At 44.4% G+C, this 19,577-nt stretch carries 19 protein-coding genes and 1 pseudogene; 14 read left to right on the top strand and 6 right to left on the bottom strand.

Going from position 1 to position 19,577, the window contains the following annotated elements; translation table 11 throughout:
- Positions 1–314: 314 nt before the first annotated feature.
- The 3 genes from gdhA (at position 315) to ACH59B_RS17950 (ending at position 3,071) form a co-directional block, all read left to right on the top strand.
- Complete coding sequence (gene gdhA / locus ACH59B_RS17960; RefSeq protein WP_019688217.1) at positions 315–1,691, top strand: NADP-specific glutamate dehydrogenase; 1,377 nt, start codon at positions 315–317, stop codon at positions 1,689–1,691.
- 283 nt (positions 1,692–1,974) lie between these two features.
- Complete coding sequence (locus ACH59B_RS17955; protein WP_026065410.1) at positions 1,975–2,367, top strand: MarR family winged helix-turn-helix transcriptional regulator; 393 nt, start codon at positions 1,975–1,977, stop codon at positions 2,365–2,367.
- 50 nt (positions 2,368–2,417) lie between these two features.
- The gene (locus ACH59B_RS17950; protein ID WP_016821829.1) at positions 2,418–3,071 is read left to right on the top strand and encodes a nitroreductase family protein; all 654 of its coding nucleotides are present in this window, start codon (positions 2,418–2,420) and stop codon (positions 3,069–3,071) included.
- 119 nt (positions 3,072–3,190) lie between these two features.
- Here the strand turns inward: ACH59B_RS17950 and ACH59B_RS17945 are convergent, their stop codons facing one another.
- Positions 3,191–4,354, bottom strand: a complete 1,164-nt coding sequence (locus ACH59B_RS17945) for a VanZ family protein (RefSeq protein WP_017426835.1) — start codon at positions 4,352–4,354, stop codon at positions 3,191–3,193.
- A 7-nt stretch (positions 4,355–4,361) separates the two neighbouring features.
- The gene (locus ACH59B_RS17940; protein WP_016821827.1) at positions 4,362–5,705 is read right to left on the bottom strand and encodes an amino acid permease; all 1,344 of its coding nucleotides are present in this window, start codon (positions 5,703–5,705) and stop codon (positions 4,362–4,364) included.
- Positions 5,706–6,037: 332 nt separating this feature from the next.
- Between ACH59B_RS17940 and ACH59B_RS17935 the strand changes: the two genes are divergently transcribed.
- Positions 6,038–8,032, top strand: a complete 1,995-nt coding sequence (locus ACH59B_RS17935) for an AraC family transcriptional regulator (RefSeq protein WP_017426836.1) — start codon at positions 6,038–6,040, stop codon at positions 8,030–8,032.
- A 169-nt stretch (positions 8,033–8,201) separates the two neighbouring features.
- On the opposite strand, the gene ACH59B_RS17930 is transcribed toward ACH59B_RS17935, so the two are convergent.
- Positions 8,202–9,254 carry a 2,3-butanediol dehydrogenase gene (locus ACH59B_RS17930; protein WP_016821825.1) on the bottom strand — a complete coding sequence of 351 codons (1,053 nt, stop codon included), beginning with the start codon at positions 9,252–9,254 and terminating at the stop codon, positions 8,202–8,204.
- A 341-nt stretch (positions 9,255–9,595) separates the two neighbouring features.
- Here ACH59B_RS17930 and ACH59B_RS17925 point away from each other — a divergent pair, with 341 nt between their 5' ends.
- Together ACH59B_RS17925 and ACH59B_RS17920 are read left to right on the top strand one after the other, a co-directional pair.
- Entirely contained in the window at positions 9,596–10,633 is a 1,038-nt protein-coding gene (locus tag ACH59B_RS17925) for a LacI family DNA-binding transcriptional regulator (RefSeq protein ID WP_016821824.1), read from the top strand.
- 85 nt (positions 10,634–10,718) lie between these two features.
- Positions 10,719–11,363 carry a hypothetical protein gene (locus tag ACH59B_RS17920; protein WP_016821823.1) on the top strand — a complete coding sequence of 215 codons (645 nt, stop codon included), beginning with the start codon at positions 10,719–10,721 and terminating at the stop codon, positions 11,361–11,363.
- Between the two features lie 97 nt (positions 11,364–11,460).
- Here the strand turns inward: ACH59B_RS17920 and ACH59B_RS17915 are convergent.
- A pseudogene (locus ACH59B_RS17915) lies at positions 11,461–12,394 on the bottom strand (AraC family transcriptional regulator N-terminal domain-containing protein).
- Between the two features lie 178 nt (positions 12,395–12,572).
- Between ACH59B_RS17915 and ACH59B_RS17910 the strand changes: the two are divergent.
- From ACH59B_RS17910 to ACH59B_RS17900, 3 genes are all read left to right on the top strand, one after another.
- Entirely contained in the window at positions 12,573–13,310 is a 738-nt protein-coding gene (locus ACH59B_RS17910; protein ID WP_102998956.1) for an SDR family oxidoreductase, read from the top strand.
- 235 nt (positions 13,311–13,545) lie between these two features.
- Positions 13,546–13,824 (top strand): helix-turn-helix transcriptional regulator, encoded by a 279-nt coding sequence (locus ACH59B_RS17905; RefSeq protein ID WP_016821820.1) that lies wholly within the window; start codon positions 13,546–13,548, stop codon positions 13,822–13,824.
- 77 nt (positions 13,825–13,901) lie between these two features.
- Positions 13,902–15,074, top strand: a complete 1,173-nt coding sequence (locus ACH59B_RS17900) for an MFS transporter (RefSeq protein WP_045244290.1) — start codon at positions 13,902–13,904, stop codon at positions 15,072–15,074.
- 93 nt (positions 15,075–15,167) lie between these two features.
- Here the strand turns inward: ACH59B_RS17900 and ACH59B_RS17895 are convergent, their stop codons facing one another.
- Complete coding sequence (locus ACH59B_RS17895; RefSeq protein ID WP_016821818.1) at positions 15,168–15,977, bottom strand: GNAT family N-acetyltransferase; 810 nt, start codon at positions 15,975–15,977, stop codon at positions 15,168–15,170.
- Positions 15,978–16,067: 90 nt separating this feature from the next.
- The gene (locus ACH59B_RS17890) at positions 16,068–16,247 is read right to left on the bottom strand and encodes a hypothetical protein (RefSeq protein ID WP_013311365.1); all 180 of its coding nucleotides are present in this window, start codon (positions 16,245–16,247) and stop codon (positions 16,068–16,070) included.
- Between the two features lie 183 nt (positions 16,248–16,430).
- On the opposite strand from ACH59B_RS17890, the gene ACH59B_RS17885 reads away from it, so the two are divergent.
- The 5 genes from ACH59B_RS17885 to ACH59B_RS17865 all read left to right on the top strand — a co-directional run bounded on the left by ACH59B_RS17885 (position 16,431) and on the right by ACH59B_RS17865 (position 19,523).
- Entirely contained in the window at positions 16,431–16,802 is a 372-nt protein-coding gene (locus ACH59B_RS17885) for a hypothetical protein (RefSeq protein ID WP_016821817.1), read from the top strand.
- Between the two features lie 428 nt (positions 16,803–17,230).
- A complete protein-coding gene (locus tag ACH59B_RS17880; protein ID WP_017426842.1) occupies positions 17,231–18,016 on the top strand; it encodes an isocitrate lyase/phosphoenolpyruvate mutase family protein in 786 nt (261 codons plus the stop codon).
- 137 nt (positions 18,017–18,153) lie between these two features.
- A complete protein-coding gene (locus tag ACH59B_RS17875; RefSeq protein WP_016821814.1) occupies positions 18,154–18,714 on the top strand; it encodes a bifunctional transcriptional activator/DNA repair enzyme AdaA in 561 nt (186 codons plus the stop codon).
- Positions 18,715–18,736: 22 nt separating this feature from the next.
- The gene (locus ACH59B_RS17870) at positions 18,737–19,222 is read left to right on the top strand and encodes a methylated-DNA--[protein]-cysteine S-methyltransferase (RefSeq protein ID WP_016821813.1); all 486 of its coding nucleotides are present in this window, start codon (positions 18,737–18,739) and stop codon (positions 19,220–19,222) included.
- A gap of 13 nt (positions 19,223–19,235) precedes the next feature.
- Positions 19,236–19,523, top strand: coding sequence for an antitoxin Xre/MbcA/ParS toxin-binding domain-containing protein (locus ACH59B_RS17865; protein ID WP_045244291.1), 288 nt, complete (start codon positions 19,236–19,238; stop codon positions 19,521–19,523).
- The last annotated feature ends 54 nt before the right edge of the window (positions 19,524–19,577 follow it).

Below are 19,577 nucleotides of genomic sequence, written 5' to 3'. Positions count from 1 at the left end.
TGTATGTTTTAGTTTCAATTTGTTCACATTATAATGCCACATAGAGTAAGGTGTTAGGGCCTTAGAAATCGTGAAAAAAGCCCGTAAATCAAGGGATTTGGCTTTAGGAATATAACAGGCAGTGGTAGGTTCATAGAGTTATTTAATGAAGGATACAAAAATCTTTTATAGGGAAATTGGATGTATTTATATAAAAAATCATGTATAGTTAACTAAATTTTATGAATACATAAAGTTCCACTCTCGAAGGTGCAGAATAAAAGTCATTCCGTCATTTAACAGAGGGGCTAATTATAAAAGGGGTGTATTAAATAATGACCATGATCCGTCCAGAGCAGAGTCAACAAGCAGCAGCCGAATATGTGCAGTCCGTTTTTGAGAAGGTTATCGCGCGCAATCCTCATGAGAATGAATTCCATCAGGCCGTCAAAGAAATTTTGGATTCGCTAATTCCGGTATTGGCTAAGCATCCTAAGTATATGCAGCAGGGGCTTTTGGAACGGCTGGTGGAGCCAGAACGTGTCATTACCTTCCGTGTACCTTGGGTAGACGATGCAGGCAATGTACAGGTCAACCGTGGCTTCCGCGTACAGTTTAACAGTGCGATTGGTCCTTATAAAGGTGGACTTCGCTTCCATCCATCTGTGTACCTGGGTATCGTCAAATTTTTGGGCTTTGAGCAAATTTTCAAAAATGCGTTGACGGGTCTTCCAATCGGTGGTGGCAAAGGCGGTTCGGATTTTGACCCCAAAGGTAAATCAGATAACGAAGTGATGCGTTTTACACAAAGCTTCATGACGGAGCTGTATAAATATATCGGCCCAGATGCCGACGTTCCGGCAGGGGATATTGGTGTAGGCGGCCGTGAGATCGGATACATGTTCGGGCAATACAAGCGTATTCGCGGAGGACATGAAGGCGGCGTCCTGACAGGTAAAGGGATTCATTACGGAGGCAGTCTCACACGAACAGAAGCGACTGGATACGGTTGTGTGTATTTTGTAAACGAGATGCTGCAAGCTCAAGGTTTGTCCTTTGAAGGACAACGTGTTGTTGTGTCGGGCTCGGGGAACGTATCCATTTATGCGATTGAAAAAGCACAGCAGCTCGGTGCTACAGTCGTGGCATGTAGTGACTCGAATGGTTATATCTATGATCCAGACGGTATTGATCTCAAGCTGGTGAAGCAGCTTAAAGAAGTGAATCGTCTGCGGATTAGCGAGTATACGAAAGAGCGTCCAGGCGCAATCTATACAGAAGGCTGCTCGGGAATCTGGTCAATCCCATGCGACATCGCACTGCCATGTGCGACACAGAATGAAATCGACGAGCAAGCAGCACAGTTGCTGGTAAGTAATGGCGTAAAAGCTATCGGTGAAGGTGCCAATATGCCGTCCTCGCTACAGGCGATTGAAGTATTTTTGGAGAACGGGGTTCTGTTTGGACCAGCCAAAGCTGCCAATGCAGGTGGAGTAGCGGTTTCGGCGCTCGAAATGTCGCAGAACAGCATGCGCCTGTCATGGACCTTTGAGGAAGTGGATGCCAAGCTGCATGATATTATGAAAAATATCTATGCTAACAGCGTGAAGGCGGCTGAGGAATACGGCGTGCCAGGCAATCTGGTGGTCGGAGCGAACATCGCCGGATTTGTGCGTGTGGCTGATGCTATGCTGTCTCACGGAATTATCTAACTCAACGTCACAATTCCTTTTCTCCATTGTACAATGATTGAATAACCTAGCTAATAAAAGCAAAATTGAAGCTGAGCGGCTCCGTGTGAGTCGCTCAGCTTTTATTTGGCATGAGGCACTTTATTTTTCTCAGGGACTTGATTTATTGCTAAAGAGGATGTATATTACTTGATAGATCAATAATTGATGGATCAAAGGTTGGATCACGAGGCCCAGCGATATGCTAAAGGGAGGAGAGATTGATATCACCCAGACACCATCCGAGGCTGATTATATTTTTGATATGCTGCTGCTACTGAACAAGCAGATTAGCTCCAAGTTCGAGCGGTGTGCAGGAGTCAGCGCATCCAGATTGCAGCTATTATGCAAGCTGTATCAAGTGGAGGAGATTAGTCAAACGCTGCTGCAAAAAGAGGTTGGCATTGACGCTGCAGCCGTTACGCGTCATTTGAAGCAACTGGAAGCGACAGGAATGGTCACACGACGCACGAAGCCAGAGGACAACAGGGTTACCTTGGTAAGCCTAACCGATTATGGGCGTGCGCGTATTGTCATCTTTAAGCAGGAGCGCTCGCAGTTTGTAGCTCAGCTGCTACAGAGCTTCGACGAGACCCAGCGGCAGCAGCTAGCTGATATGCTGCAAGTGATGAATAGTCATATATCCAGTATGGACTGACAACATTGTAATTTTACATTTACCCACAGAGGAACAAAGGAGAGATTGGAATGAGTAATACGAATACATCCAATATTGTAAAAACGAATGATTTTAAAGAAATCGCATTGGGACGCCGTTCGGTAAAAGTATACGATCCGTCCGTGAAGATCAGCCGCGAGGAAATGACTGAGATTTTGACGGAAGCTACACGTGCACCATCATCCATTAATCTGCAACCTTGGCGTTTCCTTGTGATTGACAGCCCGGAAGGTAAAGCAACCCTGGCACCATTGGCTCGTTTCAACCAACGTCAAGTGGAGACCTCTTCGGCCGTGATCGCTGTGTTTGGGGATCTGAACAACTTTGATAATTTCGAACAAATCTTCGGAGAAGCTGTAGAACTGGGCTATATGCCACAAGACATTAAAGAAATGCAACAGGAAAAAGTAACAGCCCATTTTGCTGCCCTTGATCCCGTTGTGAACAGAGAAACGGTCCTGATCGACGGTGGTTTGGTATCTATGCAGCTTATGCTGGTGGCACGCGCTCATGGCTACGATACCAACGCTATCGGTGGTTATGAAAAGGATCAAATTGCCGAGGCCTTTGGTATGGACAAAGATCGTTATGTTCCTGTTATGCTCATTTCGATGGGTAAAGGAATCAACGAGGGGCACCCGTCCACACGTTTGCCGATTGATCAAATTGCACAGTGGAAATAAGTTAAGTTATATCTATACGCGACATAAAAAAACAGGCGGAGCAAAGGACATCCTTTGCTCCGCCTGTTTTTATTTGCACGATGTAACGCTGATTCGGAAATTGATGACGTCCTTTAGTCTTAGGGTGATCCTTGACCTATATTCGCTCCCGACGTCTGTCCATAGTCAGCAGTGTCATTCTGAGGTGGATGATCGCGCTTGGGCCATATAATCTGGTGAGAAGTATGGCTAAGCTCCTCATAAAATAACGGTGCTTTCTTGAACAGGCGTATGACCAGATGGAGAAAGAACCATCCGTTCAACACCAATAGCACAAGACCGATCAGCACACTTACCCAAGGGGACACTTGAGACCGCAGCACAGGTCCACCCAGTACGTAATTCAGTCCAAAATACAACCAGTACAAGAGACTGTAGCGCTTGATGAGCTCCCACAGGGAAACTCGTTTTCCTCTCCCTGTAAGATGAATACGTACCAGCCATTTCCCTGGAGTCCGTCCATTCGTCAGGTAAGGAACCACCATAAAGTATATCCCGCTGGAAATCCAGAAAGCAGCAGATACATGCAGGGACTCCATCATGCCGAGTAACCCTGTCCAAAGGATAGAATCCACTAAGAAGGCTACTCCTCGTCTCGTATAGGACACCCGTTTGGTTGTAATGTCCACATGCTTGTCCAGATGCTCCAAGCGGGGAAGAAAGCGTGAAAACCATTCGCCGAGCAGAAAGCCCAGCATACCGCCCAAAGTATTGGCCATCAGATCGTCCACGTCAAATACACGATACGCATGGTCAAAAAATCCATACAATCCTGTCAGCTGTGTCACCTCAAAGAAGAGAGACAAGGCGAAGGACAGAATCAGACACCAGCCCCATCGTGCACGGAAGTAATAACGTAAGAACATACCGAAAGGCATGGTCATCATTACGTTAAAAACCACTTGCAGAAAAGCACGCTCCTTCAGCAGATGCAAATAACTGGAAGGATGAGCAGGTGAAACGGATGTTTCTCTTATGATGTCTTGCACGAACTGCAAGGGCATCCACTGCAAAGCTCCCCCGGCCAAAGCAGCATTATGACGCGATGCCGGAAGCGGTAGTATGACTAAAAAGAAGGTGTTCATCAAGTATAAAAGCATCAAGTAAAGCAGCCACGCTCTAGCCTTGTGAATATAGCCATGTCTGCGATATTGCACGATAAGGAACGGAAGTGTAAACAATAACGCAGCAACAGGGAAGGCCAGAAAAGCATATGAAACGGGAAACAGATAAGATTGAATCATGAGCTGTTTAAGCCTGCTTTCTCCGGAACTTCACCAAAGACCAGATGACCAAAAATGCCATGAAAGCCACGCATACGCTGATGCTAATCCGATTTTGCGGGTCAATCAAGAACAGGAAGGCAATGACCCATAGGCATCCGACCGTAACCGCCGTCACATAAGGGAATCCCCATATCTTGAAGGTAGGCTCCACTGGATAAGATTTGCGCAGTTTCAATTGGGACAGGCAGATGCAGCTCCAGACGAGCAGCACGACAAAGCCAGGTACAGCCATTAAAATACGGAACAGCCCGTCCTGAGCGACGTATGCGACCATGGAGCCAACAATCAGGATGACCGCGCACAGTTTGAGACTGTTCACCGGAACTCCATTTGAAGACAGGCGAGCGAGTGACTTGGGACCTTCTCCATTAATCGCCAGCGAATGGAGCATGCGTGTAGCCCCGTAAATTCCCGAATTGGCGGCTGACAGTACAGCAGTGATCAGAATAAAGTTCATGACATGAGCTGAGCCTTGAAGCCCTACAGAAGACAATACCTGTACAAACGGGCTGGTACTTGCATCCAGTTGGTTCCAGGGAATCAAGCCACAAATAATGAGAATAGGCAGCGTATAGAACAAAACAACGCGAAGAATAAAGCTTTTAACCACTTTAGGCAGTACCTTTTCTGGATTTTCAGTCTCCGTCAACGTCAATCCGATCAGCTCAGAACCTCCGTAAGAAAAGGTAACGACCAGCAATGCCGAAAAGATTGCCAGCCAGCCATTGGGGAAAAACCCGCCGTGCTGAGCGTAGTTGCTTAAATAAGGTGGAGTTTCAGTGGGGATAATCCCAAACAGTATACAGCCACCCAAGGCAATGAAGATAATAATCATGGCAATTTTAATGCCTGCCAGCCAAAACTCCAGCTCCCCTAAACCGCCGACACTCAGCATGTTGACGACAATAATGAAAGCCGCACTCGCTAAACTGAGGAGCCATAGAGGGACATCTGGCAGCCAATATTGCAGGAAGCTTCCCGCGGCAATGACCTCAATGACACAAACAGCCAGCCACATGAAGCAATACAACCAGCCGATAATAAAAGAAAGTCGTTCTCCAAAAGCCTTGCGAATAAAATCCTTCATATTCATGTTGGGGTAGACGGTAGCCATCTCGGCAATCGCACCCATAACGACCAAGAGCAGCAGTCCTGCGAAGACATAGGATAAAATAACTCCAGGTCCTGCCAAGCTAATCGTTTCGGTGCTACCCTTAAAAATACCCGTCCCGATGACTCCACCCATAGCCATAAAGGTAATATGCCGTGGTCGAAGCTTTTTGTGTAAAGTTGCTTCATTTGATTTCAATATGAAATCCTCCTTCATCATAGTGTACAGCTTCAGCATAGCCCAAGCAGGGTTACTTCAATTAGACTTATACTACATGAAAATATCCAATTAGGAAATGAAAGAAATAGGATCTGGTAGGGAGATTAAAATAGATAGAGGAAAAAATGTAGAAACAGAGGCAGAATGATATTGTTGACGATTGTTGTAATATCGATATCATTCTGTCTTTATGTTATATTCACCTTGTTTCGCGCGGGAATAATTGTTTCATGGTAGCCAAAGTAAAGGATGATATATAATGAGGTTGGTTTGGAAAAAAGTATGAATTTATGAAGCGGAGGCTTTGATACGTGAAGCAGGATCGGCAAAAGCAGACAGGTTCTCAATCCGGGATGAGCAAGGGGCATGAAGCTGATGAACTGAACAAGCTGCTGTCCGTATGGCTTCATTCGTCGATCCGTGTCATGGATGTCCGGCACATTCGATTGGAAGCGGAAGAGCTGGTTCAATTATATCGTCTTCCAGCGCACGCTTTTGTGTTCATGCTACAGGGTAGCGTGCACTTGGATGATGATTGGAAGGATGCATCCCATTCAGGCTATGTACTACATGGTGGCAAGGGCTTTGAACTGAATATAAAGCCTTCATCATGCGGGATCGAATATATTCTTGTACTATATAAAGCAACTTCTTTATCAGGACGCACAGTTTATCATCAACCTTCGGCAGCTTATGGTTTCATACCGCCCTATCCGGCTATACTATATCAAAAGCTGCAGCTACTGGCGAACACATGGCAGGATCAAGAGGCGTTATCCAAAGTTCAGGCGCAGGGTCGGTTCTATGATTTTGCATATGAATGTATGCGCCAATCGCAGGAACCGCAGACTCGGACTTCTACGCGAGATGTGGTGGCACAGGCGATTCGGTTTATACAGGCTCATTATGCGGAGTCCATCACGCTGGAACGTTTGGCCGGATTATTGGAATGTAGTCCGCGACACCTGACCCGGTTATTTAAAAAACAAACGGATAGTAGCCCGATTACGTACTTGATTCAATTACGGATGGACAAGGCGAAGGAGCTTTTGCGGAAGACGGATGCTACTTTGCAGGATATTGCTGCGAGTGTGGGGTATTCAGATGTCTATTTCTTTAGCCGGGCATTCAAAAAATATACTGGCGTATCCCCGGTTCATTATCGGGACAGCTTATATTCATCTGCTTTTGTTAGTGATATGCGTCTGGATAATCCATCAAGCCTGTCTGAATGTTCCATTGATTCAACAGGTGGTGCCCTGCATACTGGTATTGAGGATAATAATCATTATCAAAACCATGACGAAGGGATTTTACAAATGAATAGAAACACAAAGCATTCCATGGCATTTATTGTATTGCTTAGTTTTACCCTGCTGCTGAGCGCGTGCTCAGGCACATCCAGTCCTACGGCAACCGATGGCGCTTCGCAAGGGAACAATAATACATCAGCAGAACCAGCATCACAGGAAAGGGTACTGAAGGATGCACTTGGGCATGAGGTGAAGGTTCCGGCTCAGCCTCAGCGTGTGCTCGCTTCTTATCTGGAGGATCATCTGGTGGCGTTGGGTGTTAAACCGGTAGCCCAATGGTCGGTGGGTAAAAATTCAGTTCAAGCTTACCTGCAAAAAGAACTGAAAGATGTTCCTGCCATCGCTTCAGATCTTCCGTTCGAGGCGGTTCTGAATTTCAAGCCTGACTTGATCATGATGGACAGTGCGAGCATGGTGGAAGGCGACAAATATGATCAATACTCCAAAATTGCTCCAACCTACGTTGTGGGCAGTAATATGAATAATGATTGGCGCCAAGAGCTGCTGACCGTGGGTGAGGTGCTGAATAAGAGCAGTGAAGCGAAGCAGGCATTAAGCAATTACGACAAAAAAGCAGCAGAGGCGAAAGCCAAGCTCAGTCAGACGGTAGGACAAAAAACGGCTGCGGCATTGTGGGTAACGGATAAAAATGTATATGTGGTGAACCAGAATTTATCCAGCGGTGATGTATTGTACAAGGATTTGGGATTCAAGATTCCACAGGTCGTACAGGAAATTTCCAAAACGGCCAAGGCGAACTGGAGCAATTTATCCCTGGAAAAATTGGCTGAGCTGAACGCTGATTATATCTTTATCGTGAACAGCAAAATTGTGAGCAAGGATAAGATTATTAAAGATCCAGTCTGGGCAGGAATTCCGGCAGTCAAAGAAGGCCATGTATACGACTTTGGCAAGGATTCCAGCTGGCTGTATACAGGTACAATTGCAAACAGTCAAATGATTGATGATGTTCTGAAAAATGTAATGAAATAATGTAACTCAATCATCTAGATTATAATAAAACAGCGCTATTCTTACTTCACGGCAGAGACCATAGTAGGAGAGCGCTGTTTTGTCTTTTCATTTACATGGACGCTTGCCGTGCAACCTGGTTTTATAATAAAAGATGCCTGCACAGGGCAGACATCTGTTTTTTTCGATATTAGGCTTTCGGAGATACCAGGATTTTAACCTGATTTTTTTCTTTCAGGAGACCTTCAAAACCTTGTTCGATTACTTCTTCGAGCTTAATACGTTTGGTCACAAGCTTGTCAGCAGGGAAATACCCTTTTTCCATCAAGCTGATGACAGCCGGGAATACATCACGGTAGCCGATAATACCAGTCAGATTGCGTTCCTTCATAACGATATTGTTCGGTTTGATTGGAGCTTCTTTTTCAAAAATGCTGACGATCATGATTTGTCCGCTAATTTTAGTGGATTCAATAGCTTGAGTCAGCACAGGAGGTACTCCAGTGACTTCATAGGCTACATCTACGCCACCGTTAGTCCGTTTGTGCAGCTCTTCCACAACATCGTAAGTCTTAGGATCAAGCACAATAGCACCCAGCTCTTCAGCTTTAGCTTTACGCTCTTCGGAAAGTTCTACTGCATAAATCTCAGAGGCGCCCGAAGCTTTCAACGCTTCAATAACCAGCAATCCGATAGGACCAGCGCCAAATACGACAGCTTTGTCGCCGACTTTCAGTTGGCTTTGACGTACAGCATACAAAGCAACGGCCGAAGGCTCTACCAAAGCGCCTTGCTCGAAGGATACGCTTTCTGGAATTTTGTGAACCATGTGCTCGTCAGCTGCGACATATTCAGAAAATCCACCGCCGCCGCCTGCCAAACCGAGGAAGCCCATTTTATCGCAAAGGTTATATTTGCCTTGTCTACATGCATCACATTCTCCACATGCAAAAACCGGTTCTACGACTACACGGTCGCCAACCTGAATTTTAGTTACACCTTCACCGATTTCAACGACTTGTCCAGAAAATTCATGTCCCATCACAATCGGAGCTTTTTCGCCAGTCAGTGGATGCTGAGCGTTTTCAGGAATGAAGATCGGTCCTGCTACATATTCGTGAAGATCACTTCCGCAAATGCCACACCATTCTACTTTGATTTTTACTTTTCCTGGAAGAGCAGCGGGTTGCTCAATGTTTTCCAAACGTAAATCTTTTACTCCATGCCATCTCAATGCTTGCATGTCTTGTCATCTCCTTGATGAATATATGATCATTGCTGCTATAAAAGTGAATGAATAAGGAAACGTTTCCGAAAAATAATATGTCACAATTTTTACACATTGTCAAACCAAATTAATGCAAAAAGCACTTGATTTTTTTGTGAATATAATCACTTGTGACTATGGCGCTATATTTGACTTGTTGCTCTGTACAAAAGAGTTTTTATGAATTATTCAGGTGAGGAAGAGACTAGAAGAAAACGAATTCAATTTTTAGAGACTCATTCTGTGGTATAATATCTATATTAGAGAGTTTATGTGCATAGAGAGAAAACGATTCCGAGCGTGAAAGGATTTTGGGTGTGTCAGAGCAAAAGAAAGTAACCATAGAGGATGTAGCCAAGCGGGCAGGGGTCGGTATTGCGACTGTCTCCAGGGCTATTAACGATAGCGAGGGTATCAGCCCCAAGACGAAGGCATTTATTTTGCAAGTGATTGAAGAAATGGGCTTTACGCCTAACACTTCAGCTCAGAGTCTAAAGGTGCGGCAGACACGCCAAATTGCGCTGGCTGTACCAGATATCCGGAACGCCATCATTCCAGAGATTGCTTGGTCCGTAGAACAGGCTGCCAAGCAGCACGGTTATCGTGTCGTGCAGATCAATACGGCCGGGAATGCCAGAATGGAGCTTGAAACGGTGCGTGAGGTTAAGAAGCTGCATGTAGACGGGCTCATCATTATGCCGCTGGCGTATCCCAAAATGTTGGTTGATCTGATTAACAAAGCGAACGTTCCCGTGTCTATTATTAACTATGGCAAGAAGCTGGGTGAAGACGTCAAAGCGGATATCGTCAGTCTGGCCCGGCAAGAGGGAAGACTTGTGATGGAGCATTTGCTTAAAATCGGAAGAACGAGAATTGCTTATGCAGGTGCGGCGAAGGACAAAATCGAAGAGAGATACTTTGCTTATGAGCAGTCTCTCCAGCATGTGGACCCTTCACTGGTGTATTTTGGCGATGACTTTTCCTTCGAGACCGGGCTACGGGCAGCCGATTATTTTTACAGCTTGAAAAATATGCCGGATGCGATTTATGCAGTTAATGATATGGTGGCCATAGGAATCGTAAACCGCTTTAAGGATTTGGGTGTAAAAGTACCGCAAGAGGTTGCAGTGGTCGGTATTGATAACAATTTGTGGGCTACGGTAACGACCCCGCAGATCAGCTCAGTTTCTATCATGGGGGAAGAGGTGGCACGCCTGGCTGCGGAACTGCTGCTTAAGCGAATTCAGGAACAGACCGTGGGGGATTATGAGCGTATACAGTTTGAGCCTCGCCTGATTGTCAGGGAATCCAGCGTCTCCGTGATCCGTAAGCCTACGGTTGGACATGACGAGTAAAGTAAGTCTAGCTCTGAACCCTATTCCGTTATAACCATGGATGAATGGCTGCAGGCGTAATAGATATGGATAGGAGAGTGGATTCATGTCAAAAGGTAGCGTGTTCGTTTCTGGAGCTTGTACTACATTATTGCTGGCTGTAATCCTAGGATGTACTCCCCATGCTGACCCTGCGTCGCCGTCTGGAGCAAGCAATGAGGAGCCCAAGCAAAGTGCGGCCAGTGCAACCAGTACGCAGCATACCCAGCAAAGTAAAGAGGAACTTGTACTGTCCTTTTATAAGGATTCATCCCTCAGTGATGAAGCAAAAGTACGTCATATTACGGACCATTTGGCAGGTATCCATTGGGGGAAGATGAACGAAATTAGTGAACATCAAAGCATGGAAATCATTGATTATCTCTATAAACAGCGCGCTTTGGTTCCTTCGGAAAGTTTCCCGAATGTGATCAAGGGCACTGCTGGCTTGGATGGAGCGCTAACTGAAGAATACGATAATCTTATGGAAGATTTGTTTACAAGGGACAAAACTACGATGATCCGAGCATTGGCAGATATGGACAAAACCAACCGCGTACAAGGTATAGGGGGCATCGGGTATGCTCTCAGCTATAGAGACCCGAAGGAAGTCAAGAAAGAGATTCAACAATGGCAGGCAGGACAACAGCTTACTACGGCAGAGAAGGATGTTATTCGTGCTCTGTTCGCCAAGCTGGATAATCCGTACTGATGCTGAATGAGCGATGAGCTTTGCCTAGAAGTATATAAAATGAAAAGCTGCTTCTCTACCCGAGGCAGCTTTTTTGTGCTGTTTGTACATCCTGCGATTATGATTGGAGGTGATCCTGATCTACACGCAAGCGCTTGATGTCACGAATTGGAGGGAGGCCGAACAAGCGAGCGTATTCACGACTGAATTGAGAGGGACTTTCGTAGCCTACCTGAAAACCGACATCTGCCGCATCTGCTGATTCAGATAACAACAGGCGACGGGCCTCTTGCAGACGTAATTGTTTTTGATATTGCATTGGGCTCATAGCTGTAACCTCTTTAAAATGACGATGTAGCGACGAAGGACTCATATTAGCCAGTTGGGACAATTCCTCAATTCGCAACGGCTTATCATAATCTTGTTTAATTCGCTTTATGACTTCTGCGATCCGGTTTGAATGGCTACCAGTCATGACCAGTTGTTTTAAGGACTCTCCCTGCTTCCCCTGTAAAATCCTATACATACAATATCTCACGTATAACTAATGGAGCCAACACCGGAATATCCTGCGGTCTTTCCAAAAGACGTACGAGCCTTACCACGGCATCCAGCAGTAGGGAGTTGGTCTGGCTTACATACAAGCCTCGTCTGGAATCAGGTATTGAGGTAGTAGGAAAAGTAGACTCCTTGATGAGATCCAAAACCTGATACGGATCAAAATTGAGCCGGAAGCACAAATACGGGGCTTCTGCTGAGGCTTGTATCACCTGCCCGGAAATTGGTAAATCCACCGAAACCACAAGGTAGTCGGATGTGCCGTAATAGTAACTTTCCTCTGCGAGTATCACGACTTTTTTTCCCTGAGCCACAATGCATAAGGCGGGTTCATGGACCTGATAAATTGGAACGGTGGTAGTCGAACTTCGGACGAAGTGAAGTGAAGGGATATCTGTAGCGTGAACTCCGTCGTGACTTGTAAATTGTTCTATGAGAATGGGCAATTCGGCTTGTTTTTTCATCGTGAAATCCTCTATATTAGTTGCCTCCATCATGACACATCCCTTCTAATGAACCTCTGGAGGATTAGGCAATAATTTGCTCTGATTCTTCTACCATCTCCAATCACCATCGTCTCATAATAAAGATGTAGAAACAATGCTCAATAAACATGTGAAAAGGAAAACAGCATTCTACTTCAATAATTTCTTAACTAAAGGAGGAATAAGCATGTTAGATATTAAAGGGAAAGTTGCAGCTATTACAGGAGCAAGCAGTGGAATCGGTGAAGCTACTGCTCGTTTACTTGCTCAACATGGGGCTCATGTTGTATTAGGAGCCAGACGCACAGAACGACTGGAGGCTCTTACCTCCGAAATTCGTTCAAAAGGGGGATCGGCTGATTATATGCAACTGGATGTGACCCAAAGGGAGCAGATGGAAGCGTTCATTAAGTACGCTGAAAAACGGTTTGGACGTGTGGATGTCATTGTGAACAATGCAGGAGTGATGCCTCTTTCAAAATTGGAAGCCCTGAAAGTAGAAGAATGGGACCGCATGATTGATGTTAATATACGAGGCGTTCTGCATGGGATCGCGGCAGGGCTTCCCATCATGAAAAAACAAGGATTTGGTCAGTTTATCAATATTGCTTCTATTGGCGCGTATAGTGTAACGCCGACTGCAGCAGTATACTGCGCAACGAAGTATGCAGTTCGGGCGATTTCTGAGGGGTTGCGTATGGAGGTTGGTAGGGATATTCGTGTAACGCTGGTATCACCGGGAGTAACCGAATCTGAGCTTGCCGACAGTATTTCAGATGAAGAGGCTCGGCAGGGAATGAAAGAATACCGCCGTATTTCGATTTCGCCGGATGCCATTGCTCGTTCCATTGTGTATGCCATGGAGCAGCCTGCGGATGTAGATGTGAATGAAATCATTGTCAGACCCACGGCAAGCACAAATTAACTCCATGCAATAAAATCCGTGGTTCCATCTCTGCATTCAGATTGTTTTGTCCCCTATCCTTCTTTGCCGATGGGGGATTATTTTTATTATAAGATGAGGAAGACCATTATTCACACTATAGAGTCCAAAAAAGATGCGACTTTAACATAATCGGGTTTACTTTTACCAATGTTTGTGTTAAGTTAATTTCGACAAACATCGAAATTAAGACTGGAACCGAAGGGAGACGAACAGGGTGAAAGAGACAACAGAGATGCAGCAAGCTGTAAAAATATATAAAGCACTTGGAGAACCGACTCGTCTCAAGATAGCACTTCTGCTAAAAGAGGAAAGTGATCAATGCTGCTCTGTACTGGGCGAGAAGCTGAACAGTGTAGCGATTTCAACGCTATCACACCATTTGAAGCAAATGGCAGAATCGGGACTGCTCACATACCGCAAAGAGGGGACGTTTATTTATTACAGCTTGGATGTGGAAGCAGCACAGAAATATGCCCCGTTCCTGTTGACATAATTTTTTTTAGTCTTAATTTCGATATTTGTAAAAATACAAAAATATAAAAAAACTAAAGAAAAGAGGCGTTTTTTAAAATGCAGAGCACGTGGAAGGTGTACATTTTGGCCATTGTCAGTTTTTTGGTAGGTACATCTGAGTACATTATCTCAGGTATTTTGGATCAGATTGCGACAACCATGGGGATTACGGTGTCCGCAGCGGGCCAGTTGATTACCGTCTTTTCTCTTGCTTACGCGATAGGCACGCCGATTCTGATGGCAGTAACCGCTAAATGGGACAGACGCAACCTGCTCTTGAGTTCCTTAGGATTATTTGCAGTAGCCAATATGCTCTCCTTTGTCTTGCCAGGTTTTGGGATGTTTATTGCCGCACGTATTCTGATGGCCCTCGGGGCGGGGATGGTCGTGGTTACTGCACTGAGCATTGCTGCAAAAATAGCCCCAGTTGGCAAGCAGGCCAGTTCTATTGCTACAGTCACTATGGGTTTTACAGCCTCGCTGATTATAGGGGTGCCGCTTGGGAGAATGATCTCTTCTGCATATGGCTGGAAAACCGTATTTCTCGGCATCGCTTTATCGGGGATTATTGCCTTGATCGTTATCGCTATGACAATCCCTCGCTTGAAAGGAGATCAACCGATCCCTTTACTGCAGCAGTTTGCACTTCTGAAAAAGCCTGAAGTTGCCTTGGGATTAGGCATTACCTTTTTTTGGCTAGGAGGTTATTCACTCGCGTATACTTACATCTCACCGTACTTGCTGAATGTATCAGGTGTAGGAGAGGATATGCTAAGCTCAGTATTACTCGCCTTCGGAATTGCCAGTCTAATCGGGTCAAAAATTGGTGGATACAGTGCGGATAAAAAGGGTATACCCTTTACATTATTAGGGGGCATGATGTTGCACGGTATTTCCTTACTCTTACTTCCTTTTGCCGCTCATTCTTTGATGGCAGTATTTGCTTTATTGATTCTATGGTCGTTCGCAGCCTGGACAACCGGACCTACTCAACAATATAACTTGGTCACTCTCGTACCGGAATCTTCCGGTGTGATGCTGAGTCTCAACCAGTCTACCATGCAGCTTGCTATGGCAGCGGGAGCCGGAATTGGCGGTGTAGTTGTTGGTCAGGTTTCGCTGGCCTCCATCCCTTGGTTTGGAGCAGCTGGTGTCGCTATCGCCATGGTAGCTGTATATCTACTTTCACGAAGATCTTCGGTTCACACGGAATTGGGTGTGACAGAATAAAGAATTATAGAAAAACGAGCTCAGCGGTAGATGGCATCGCTGGGCTTGTTTGTTTTGAGTGAGCACTCATATGCTCTCTGACAGCAGGAGGGTCTATTCAAACGCAATATCAGTAATTTTGCCGCCTTCTTTAAAACCGATATTTTTATAAACTTGATTGGAAACTGAATTTTTTACATCTGCGTAAAGCATGGGGGTTAGCTGCTCATTTTTCAAAATGGAACATAACCCCGATACTATTGCGCTGGCAAAACCGTTTTTTCGCCAGGTAGGGGGAGTATAAACAGCATTAATACGGCCATGCCTCGGAGAACGATGAGCAATGTTAGCCATGGACACGGGCATACTATTTACAATCCAAAGATATAAATTCCCTGTCTCAATCGCTGCCTTCGCAGCTGATATTTGACTAGTCGGATCAACTGAACGGTCTAAAGCATCTTTTGAAAAACCAGCTAGAAGCTGGGCAACTACCTGTACGTCCTCTGAAGTGGCTTGTCGTATGATCCCCTCAACGCCAGAAGGTTTGTTGTACTCAGGACAGAAATAAGATTCCATAACCATATGAGTATGTACCTGAGCAGTATGCCGCTCGGCGTAAGCATGTGCGAAATTCTCGGCTGTTTCGACATCACCACATACACCTGATAGGTTGGTTCCTTCTAAATAATGTAAGAGTTCTTCGATATAGGTTAACTTATGGTTGCCGATGATTTGCTGCGAAATCCATAGCCAAGCCTTATGTCCGGGTGATTGAGCGAAAATCATATTTCCATCAGACGTTTTAAGGCATGTTGATTCTTCTGACTCACATATTCGATGAAGCAAATTATATCGAACCTCATCAATCAAAAATGGATTGTGATTTAATAGATCATCGAATGGGACTAGCTGCTCAATCATGGCTTTGCCTCCCTAAAAAATGAGGTTTGATCTAATGTACTTGTATATGCTATGAAAATAAACTGCTACGAAGAGCTGTTGTTATATCTACTAGGATTTAAACTTCCGCGCTATAAGCTTCTTATTCTTTTGTCGCCAAATCCATCTTTCGATAAAGTTTTTTTCTTTTCTTTCCTGAAGCGTTTCCTTCATCCCTTTAATGAGAAATTCGGATCTTCGCTTGTCGTTCCTGCTAATTTCACGTAGTTCCTCAATAAATTTATCGTCCATGTCTGCATCTCCGTTAGTTCAGGATTTTCCAAATTACTAAGATAAATTATACAGAACGTATGTTCCTTTTTCAAGTCTGCGTCTACTCTATTCAACACATAACCATTTTTAGATGAATGCTGTGAGGCCCGCGCCAATTGAATAGGGAAGCATATGCTAAAGTTGAAAGGAGGAATTTACAACATGACTAATAAAGCATACGTATCTCAAACGTATCCACGCCTTACAGTCTACAATGAAGAAAATTTTCGGGGTTCTAGCAGAGTATTCAGAGGAAACCTAGGTATCCGCAACACCGATAATATTCTCGACGGCATCGAAAGTCTGCGTTTCTTTTCTACCAGCAGCAATGCTACACTTGTACTCTTTACTGGCACGCGGTTTAGAGGTAACTTCCGTGTGTATAGAGGCAATCGCAGCATCGCCGACCTGGATGATCTGATTCGCGGGAATGATGTGGAATCTATTATCTCTACCAATCAACGTTTGACGTTGCAGCAAATCCGTAATATCCGCAGTACTGGCAGACTGCCATCCGGCTATCGGATCATCTAACGGTCTTTAGTTTATAAATACGCTATTTTACTAGACTGTTTCAGAAGCTTGCAGGTTTGGGGCTTCTGGAACGGTTTTTGTATGATGGAACTGGAAAATATGAGTAATACTTTAAAAGTAAAACAAAATCATGGACAAGTCAACGATGTACACTCATGTCGGCGATGAAAACAATCGCATTTTACTTATAATGTGAAATAATACATTTTAAGCGTATGGCATACTTCTTTAAAATGAAATTTAAATTTTAAATATAGTATGGAATGAAGGGAAGGCTTGTCTATGAATTGGTTTAAAAAGTTTCCTGTTTTTCAATAGCTTCGTTAACATAAAAAGCAATTTCACAGACCATATGTGCAAGAATGAGGACGAAACAAATACAGCCTCTTGATAGAATGAGAAACATCACCTATTAGGAGGCTATATTTATGAACAAAATCCAGCAATTTCATGCACTTCATACTTCAAAGGAACCTTTATTTTTGGGGAATGCTTGGGATTTGCTATCTGCCGTGGCTCTGGAGAAGGCAGGCTTTAAGGCGATAGGTACAACGAGTTGGGGGATTGCCAATACACTTGGGTTTGCAGATGGAGAGCTTATTGATTTTGACCAGCATATAAGCATCATTCGCACTATTGCAGAGCATGTTCAAGTTCCTGTGTCGGCAGATATTGAAGCAGGATATGGGGAGGATGCGGCAACGATTGTCGAGCATGTATTAAGGACAGCCGATGTCGGAGTGGCGGGGATTAATATTGAGGATTCATTAAAACAGCAAAAGGGACTTCGAGAAGTGAGGGCGCACAGTGACCTGCTGTCCAAAATAAGAGCTGCCTTGGATGTTCATGGGTTTAAAGAGTTTTTTATAAATGCAAGAACAGATACATTTTTGCAGATGGAGACTCCACTTTCGGAGACCATAGAAAGGGCCAAAGCGTATGTGGATAGTGGTGCGGATGGAATTTTTGTTCCAGGTTTAAAGAGTGATGAAGAGATCAGAGAGGTTGTATTTCATATACATGCTCCGCTTAATGTTTTATCTTTGCCAGGTCTGACGAATGTCCGCCAGCTTCAGCAGTTAGGAGTCAAACGGTTTAGCTTTGGAAATGCGTTTTCTGATAAGATAATAGTTGCTTTGCAAAAGAATGCGGAACAGTTGATCAACCTTCAAGATACTTCAGATTTATATGAGGATTTTGCAAAAATCCCATAAGTGACTTCCAATGAACAATATATAGATCGAAATGGTTTAGTTCGTCTATATATTGCACTTCGGAGCGACTGGAATCGAATTTTACAAAATCCTGAACTATATGAGTATGAACTAGAGAAAGGACGGATTCTTTGATCATGGCTAAACCTAGTCTTTCTTTTGAAGAAATGTGGGAGAAAATTATAGCATGTGATCGTAAATATGACGGGGTGTTTTTTACCGCTGTGAAAACAACCCGTATATATTGCCGACCTTCCTGTCGATCCCGAAAGCCGAAAAAAATCAATGTCGAGTTTTACTTTGATGTGGACACCGTGGAAAAAGCGGGTTTTCGCGCTTGCAAAAGATGCCAGCCTCATACAGATCATTCGCCGTATATCAGGCTTGTCCAGAATGTGATAGCTTTTTTAATCAATCATTATAAAGAAAAACTAGTATTGCAGGATATTGCGGATCATGTTGGAATAAGCACTTTTTATTTGGATCGGATCTTTAAACAAGAAACCTCGGAATCCCCGCGTATGTATTTGGAAAAAATAAGAGTAGATAAGGCAGCTTATCTTCTTAAAAATACAGATCTTACGAATCTTGAAATTTGCTATGAGACAGGCTTCCAAAGTCCCTCCAATTTCTATAAGTCGTTTCGCAGCTTGAACCAATGTTCTCCTAGTGAGTATAGAAATTTGAATAAGGATTAGAAAAGGAAGGTGGATATCCTTAATGAGCAAGTTATACGTATTAAATTATGTATCGCCGATTGGAAAGATAGAGATACGGGGCACCAATGAGGCTGTCTATTCCATTATGTTCTCTAATCGGAATGAGCCTTTAACGATGCTTACAGAAGAAGCTCCAATCCAAGTATTAGAGGAATGCGCCAGCCAGCTTGACGAGTATTTTAAAGGTGAGCGCTTTGAATTTTCGTTTCCTTATGCTTTTGAAGGTACGGACTTCCAGCAAAAAGTATGGAATGCGCTGGTGACCGTGGGTTACGGTACAACGACAGCTTATAAAGATATTGCTCTCGCTATTGGAAACGAAAAAGCAATCCGAGCCGTTGGCAGTGCGAACGGCAAAAATAAGCTGAGCATTGTGATTCCATGTCACCGAATTGTCGGATCAAATCAGAAACTAACTGGTTATGCAGGGGGCCTATGGAGAAAAGAATGGTTGCTCCAGCATGAGAAGCGTTGTCTGAGATCATAAGGAGGGTTCATGGATGAGAGAGACATATTTAAAAGAGTTTAAGCCGGAAAGCTGGGCTAACATGGTTCAGATCTATCAGGAGCGATATGATCAGGTAGATCCGGTGATAAGGGCAAAGGTGGCCAAAAGTAAAATTCCAAGGGAAATTCAGATCGTGCTGCTGCCCGACATGGGCGAGTATTTGCTGACTTGGATGGATCGAAAGGTTCCCGCACTTGGTCACGAAACACCGTCAGATTATTTAAAAAGCGAAGAAGGGATCAAGGCACTGAAGGCAGCCATTCTGCGTATGCCGCGTTAAACCAACTGACTCAAGGAAATACATATGACATTGAACATTGACTAGAGGTAAAGC

It is taken from the genome of Paenibacillus sp. DP01 (assembly GCF_044784315.1).
Lineage (GTDB): Bacteria > Bacillota > Bacilli > Paenibacillales > Paenibacillaceae > Paenibacillus > Paenibacillus polymyxa.
This window is presented reverse-complemented; position numbering and strand designations above follow the sequence as displayed.

What these genes read in the sequence shown, in the direction of transcription:
- gdhA (WP_019688217.1), top strand. Translation starts at nt 315, where the DNA reads ATGACCATGATCCGTCCAGAGCAGAGTCAACAAGCAGCAGCCGAATAT.
- ACH59B_RS17955 (WP_026065410.1), top strand. Translation starts at nt 1,975, where the DNA reads ATGCTGCTGCTACTGAACAAGCAGATTAGCTCCAAGTTCGAGCGGTGT.
- ACH59B_RS17950 (WP_016821829.1), top strand. Translation starts at nt 2,418, where the DNA reads ATGAGTAATACGAATACATCCAATATTGTAAAAACGAATGATTTTAAA.
- ACH59B_RS17945 (WP_017426835.1), bottom strand. Translation starts at nt 4,354, where the DNA reads ATGATTCAATCTTATCTGTTTCCCGTTTCATATGCTTTTCTGGCCTTC.
- ACH59B_RS17930 (WP_016821825.1), bottom strand. Translation starts at nt 9,254, where the DNA reads ATGCAAGCATTGAGATGGCATGGAGTAAAAGATTTACGTTTGGAAAAC.
- ACH59B_RS17920 (WP_016821823.1), top strand. Translation starts at nt 10,719, where the DNA reads ATGTCAAAAGGTAGCGTGTTCGTTTCTGGAGCTTGTACTACATTATTG.
- ACH59B_RS17910 (WP_102998956.1), top strand. Translation starts at nt 12,573, where the DNA reads ATGTTAGATATTAAAGGGAAAGTTGCAGCTATTACAGGAGCAAGCAGT.
- ACH59B_RS17900 (WP_045244290.1), top strand. Translation starts at nt 13,902, where the DNA reads ATGCAGAGCACGTGGAAGGTGTACATTTTGGCCATTGTCAGTTTTTTG.
- ACH59B_RS17895 (WP_016821818.1), bottom strand. Translation starts at nt 15,977, where the DNA reads ATGATTGAGCAGCTAGTCCCATTCGATGATCTATTAAATCACAATCCA.
- ACH59B_RS17890 (WP_013311365.1), bottom strand. Translation starts at nt 16,247, where the DNA reads ATGGACGATAAATTTATTGAGGAACTACGTGAAATTAGCAGGAACGAC.
- ACH59B_RS17885 (WP_016821817.1), top strand. Translation starts at nt 16,431, where the DNA reads ATGACTAATAAAGCATACGTATCTCAAACGTATCCACGCCTTACAGTC.
- ACH59B_RS17880 (WP_017426842.1), top strand. Translation starts at nt 17,231, where the DNA reads ATGAACAAAATCCAGCAATTTCATGCACTTCATACTTCAAAGGAACCT.
- ACH59B_RS17875 (WP_016821814.1), top strand. Translation starts at nt 18,154, where the DNA reads ATGGCTAAACCTAGTCTTTCTTTTGAAGAAATGTGGGAGAAAATTATA.
- ACH59B_RS17870 (WP_016821813.1), top strand. Translation starts at nt 18,737, where the DNA reads ATGAGCAAGTTATACGTATTAAATTATGTATCGCCGATTGGAAAGATA.
- ACH59B_RS17865 (WP_045244291.1), top strand. Translation starts at nt 19,236, where the DNA reads ATGAGAGAGACATATTTAAAAGAGTTTAAGCCGGAAAGCTGGGCTAAC.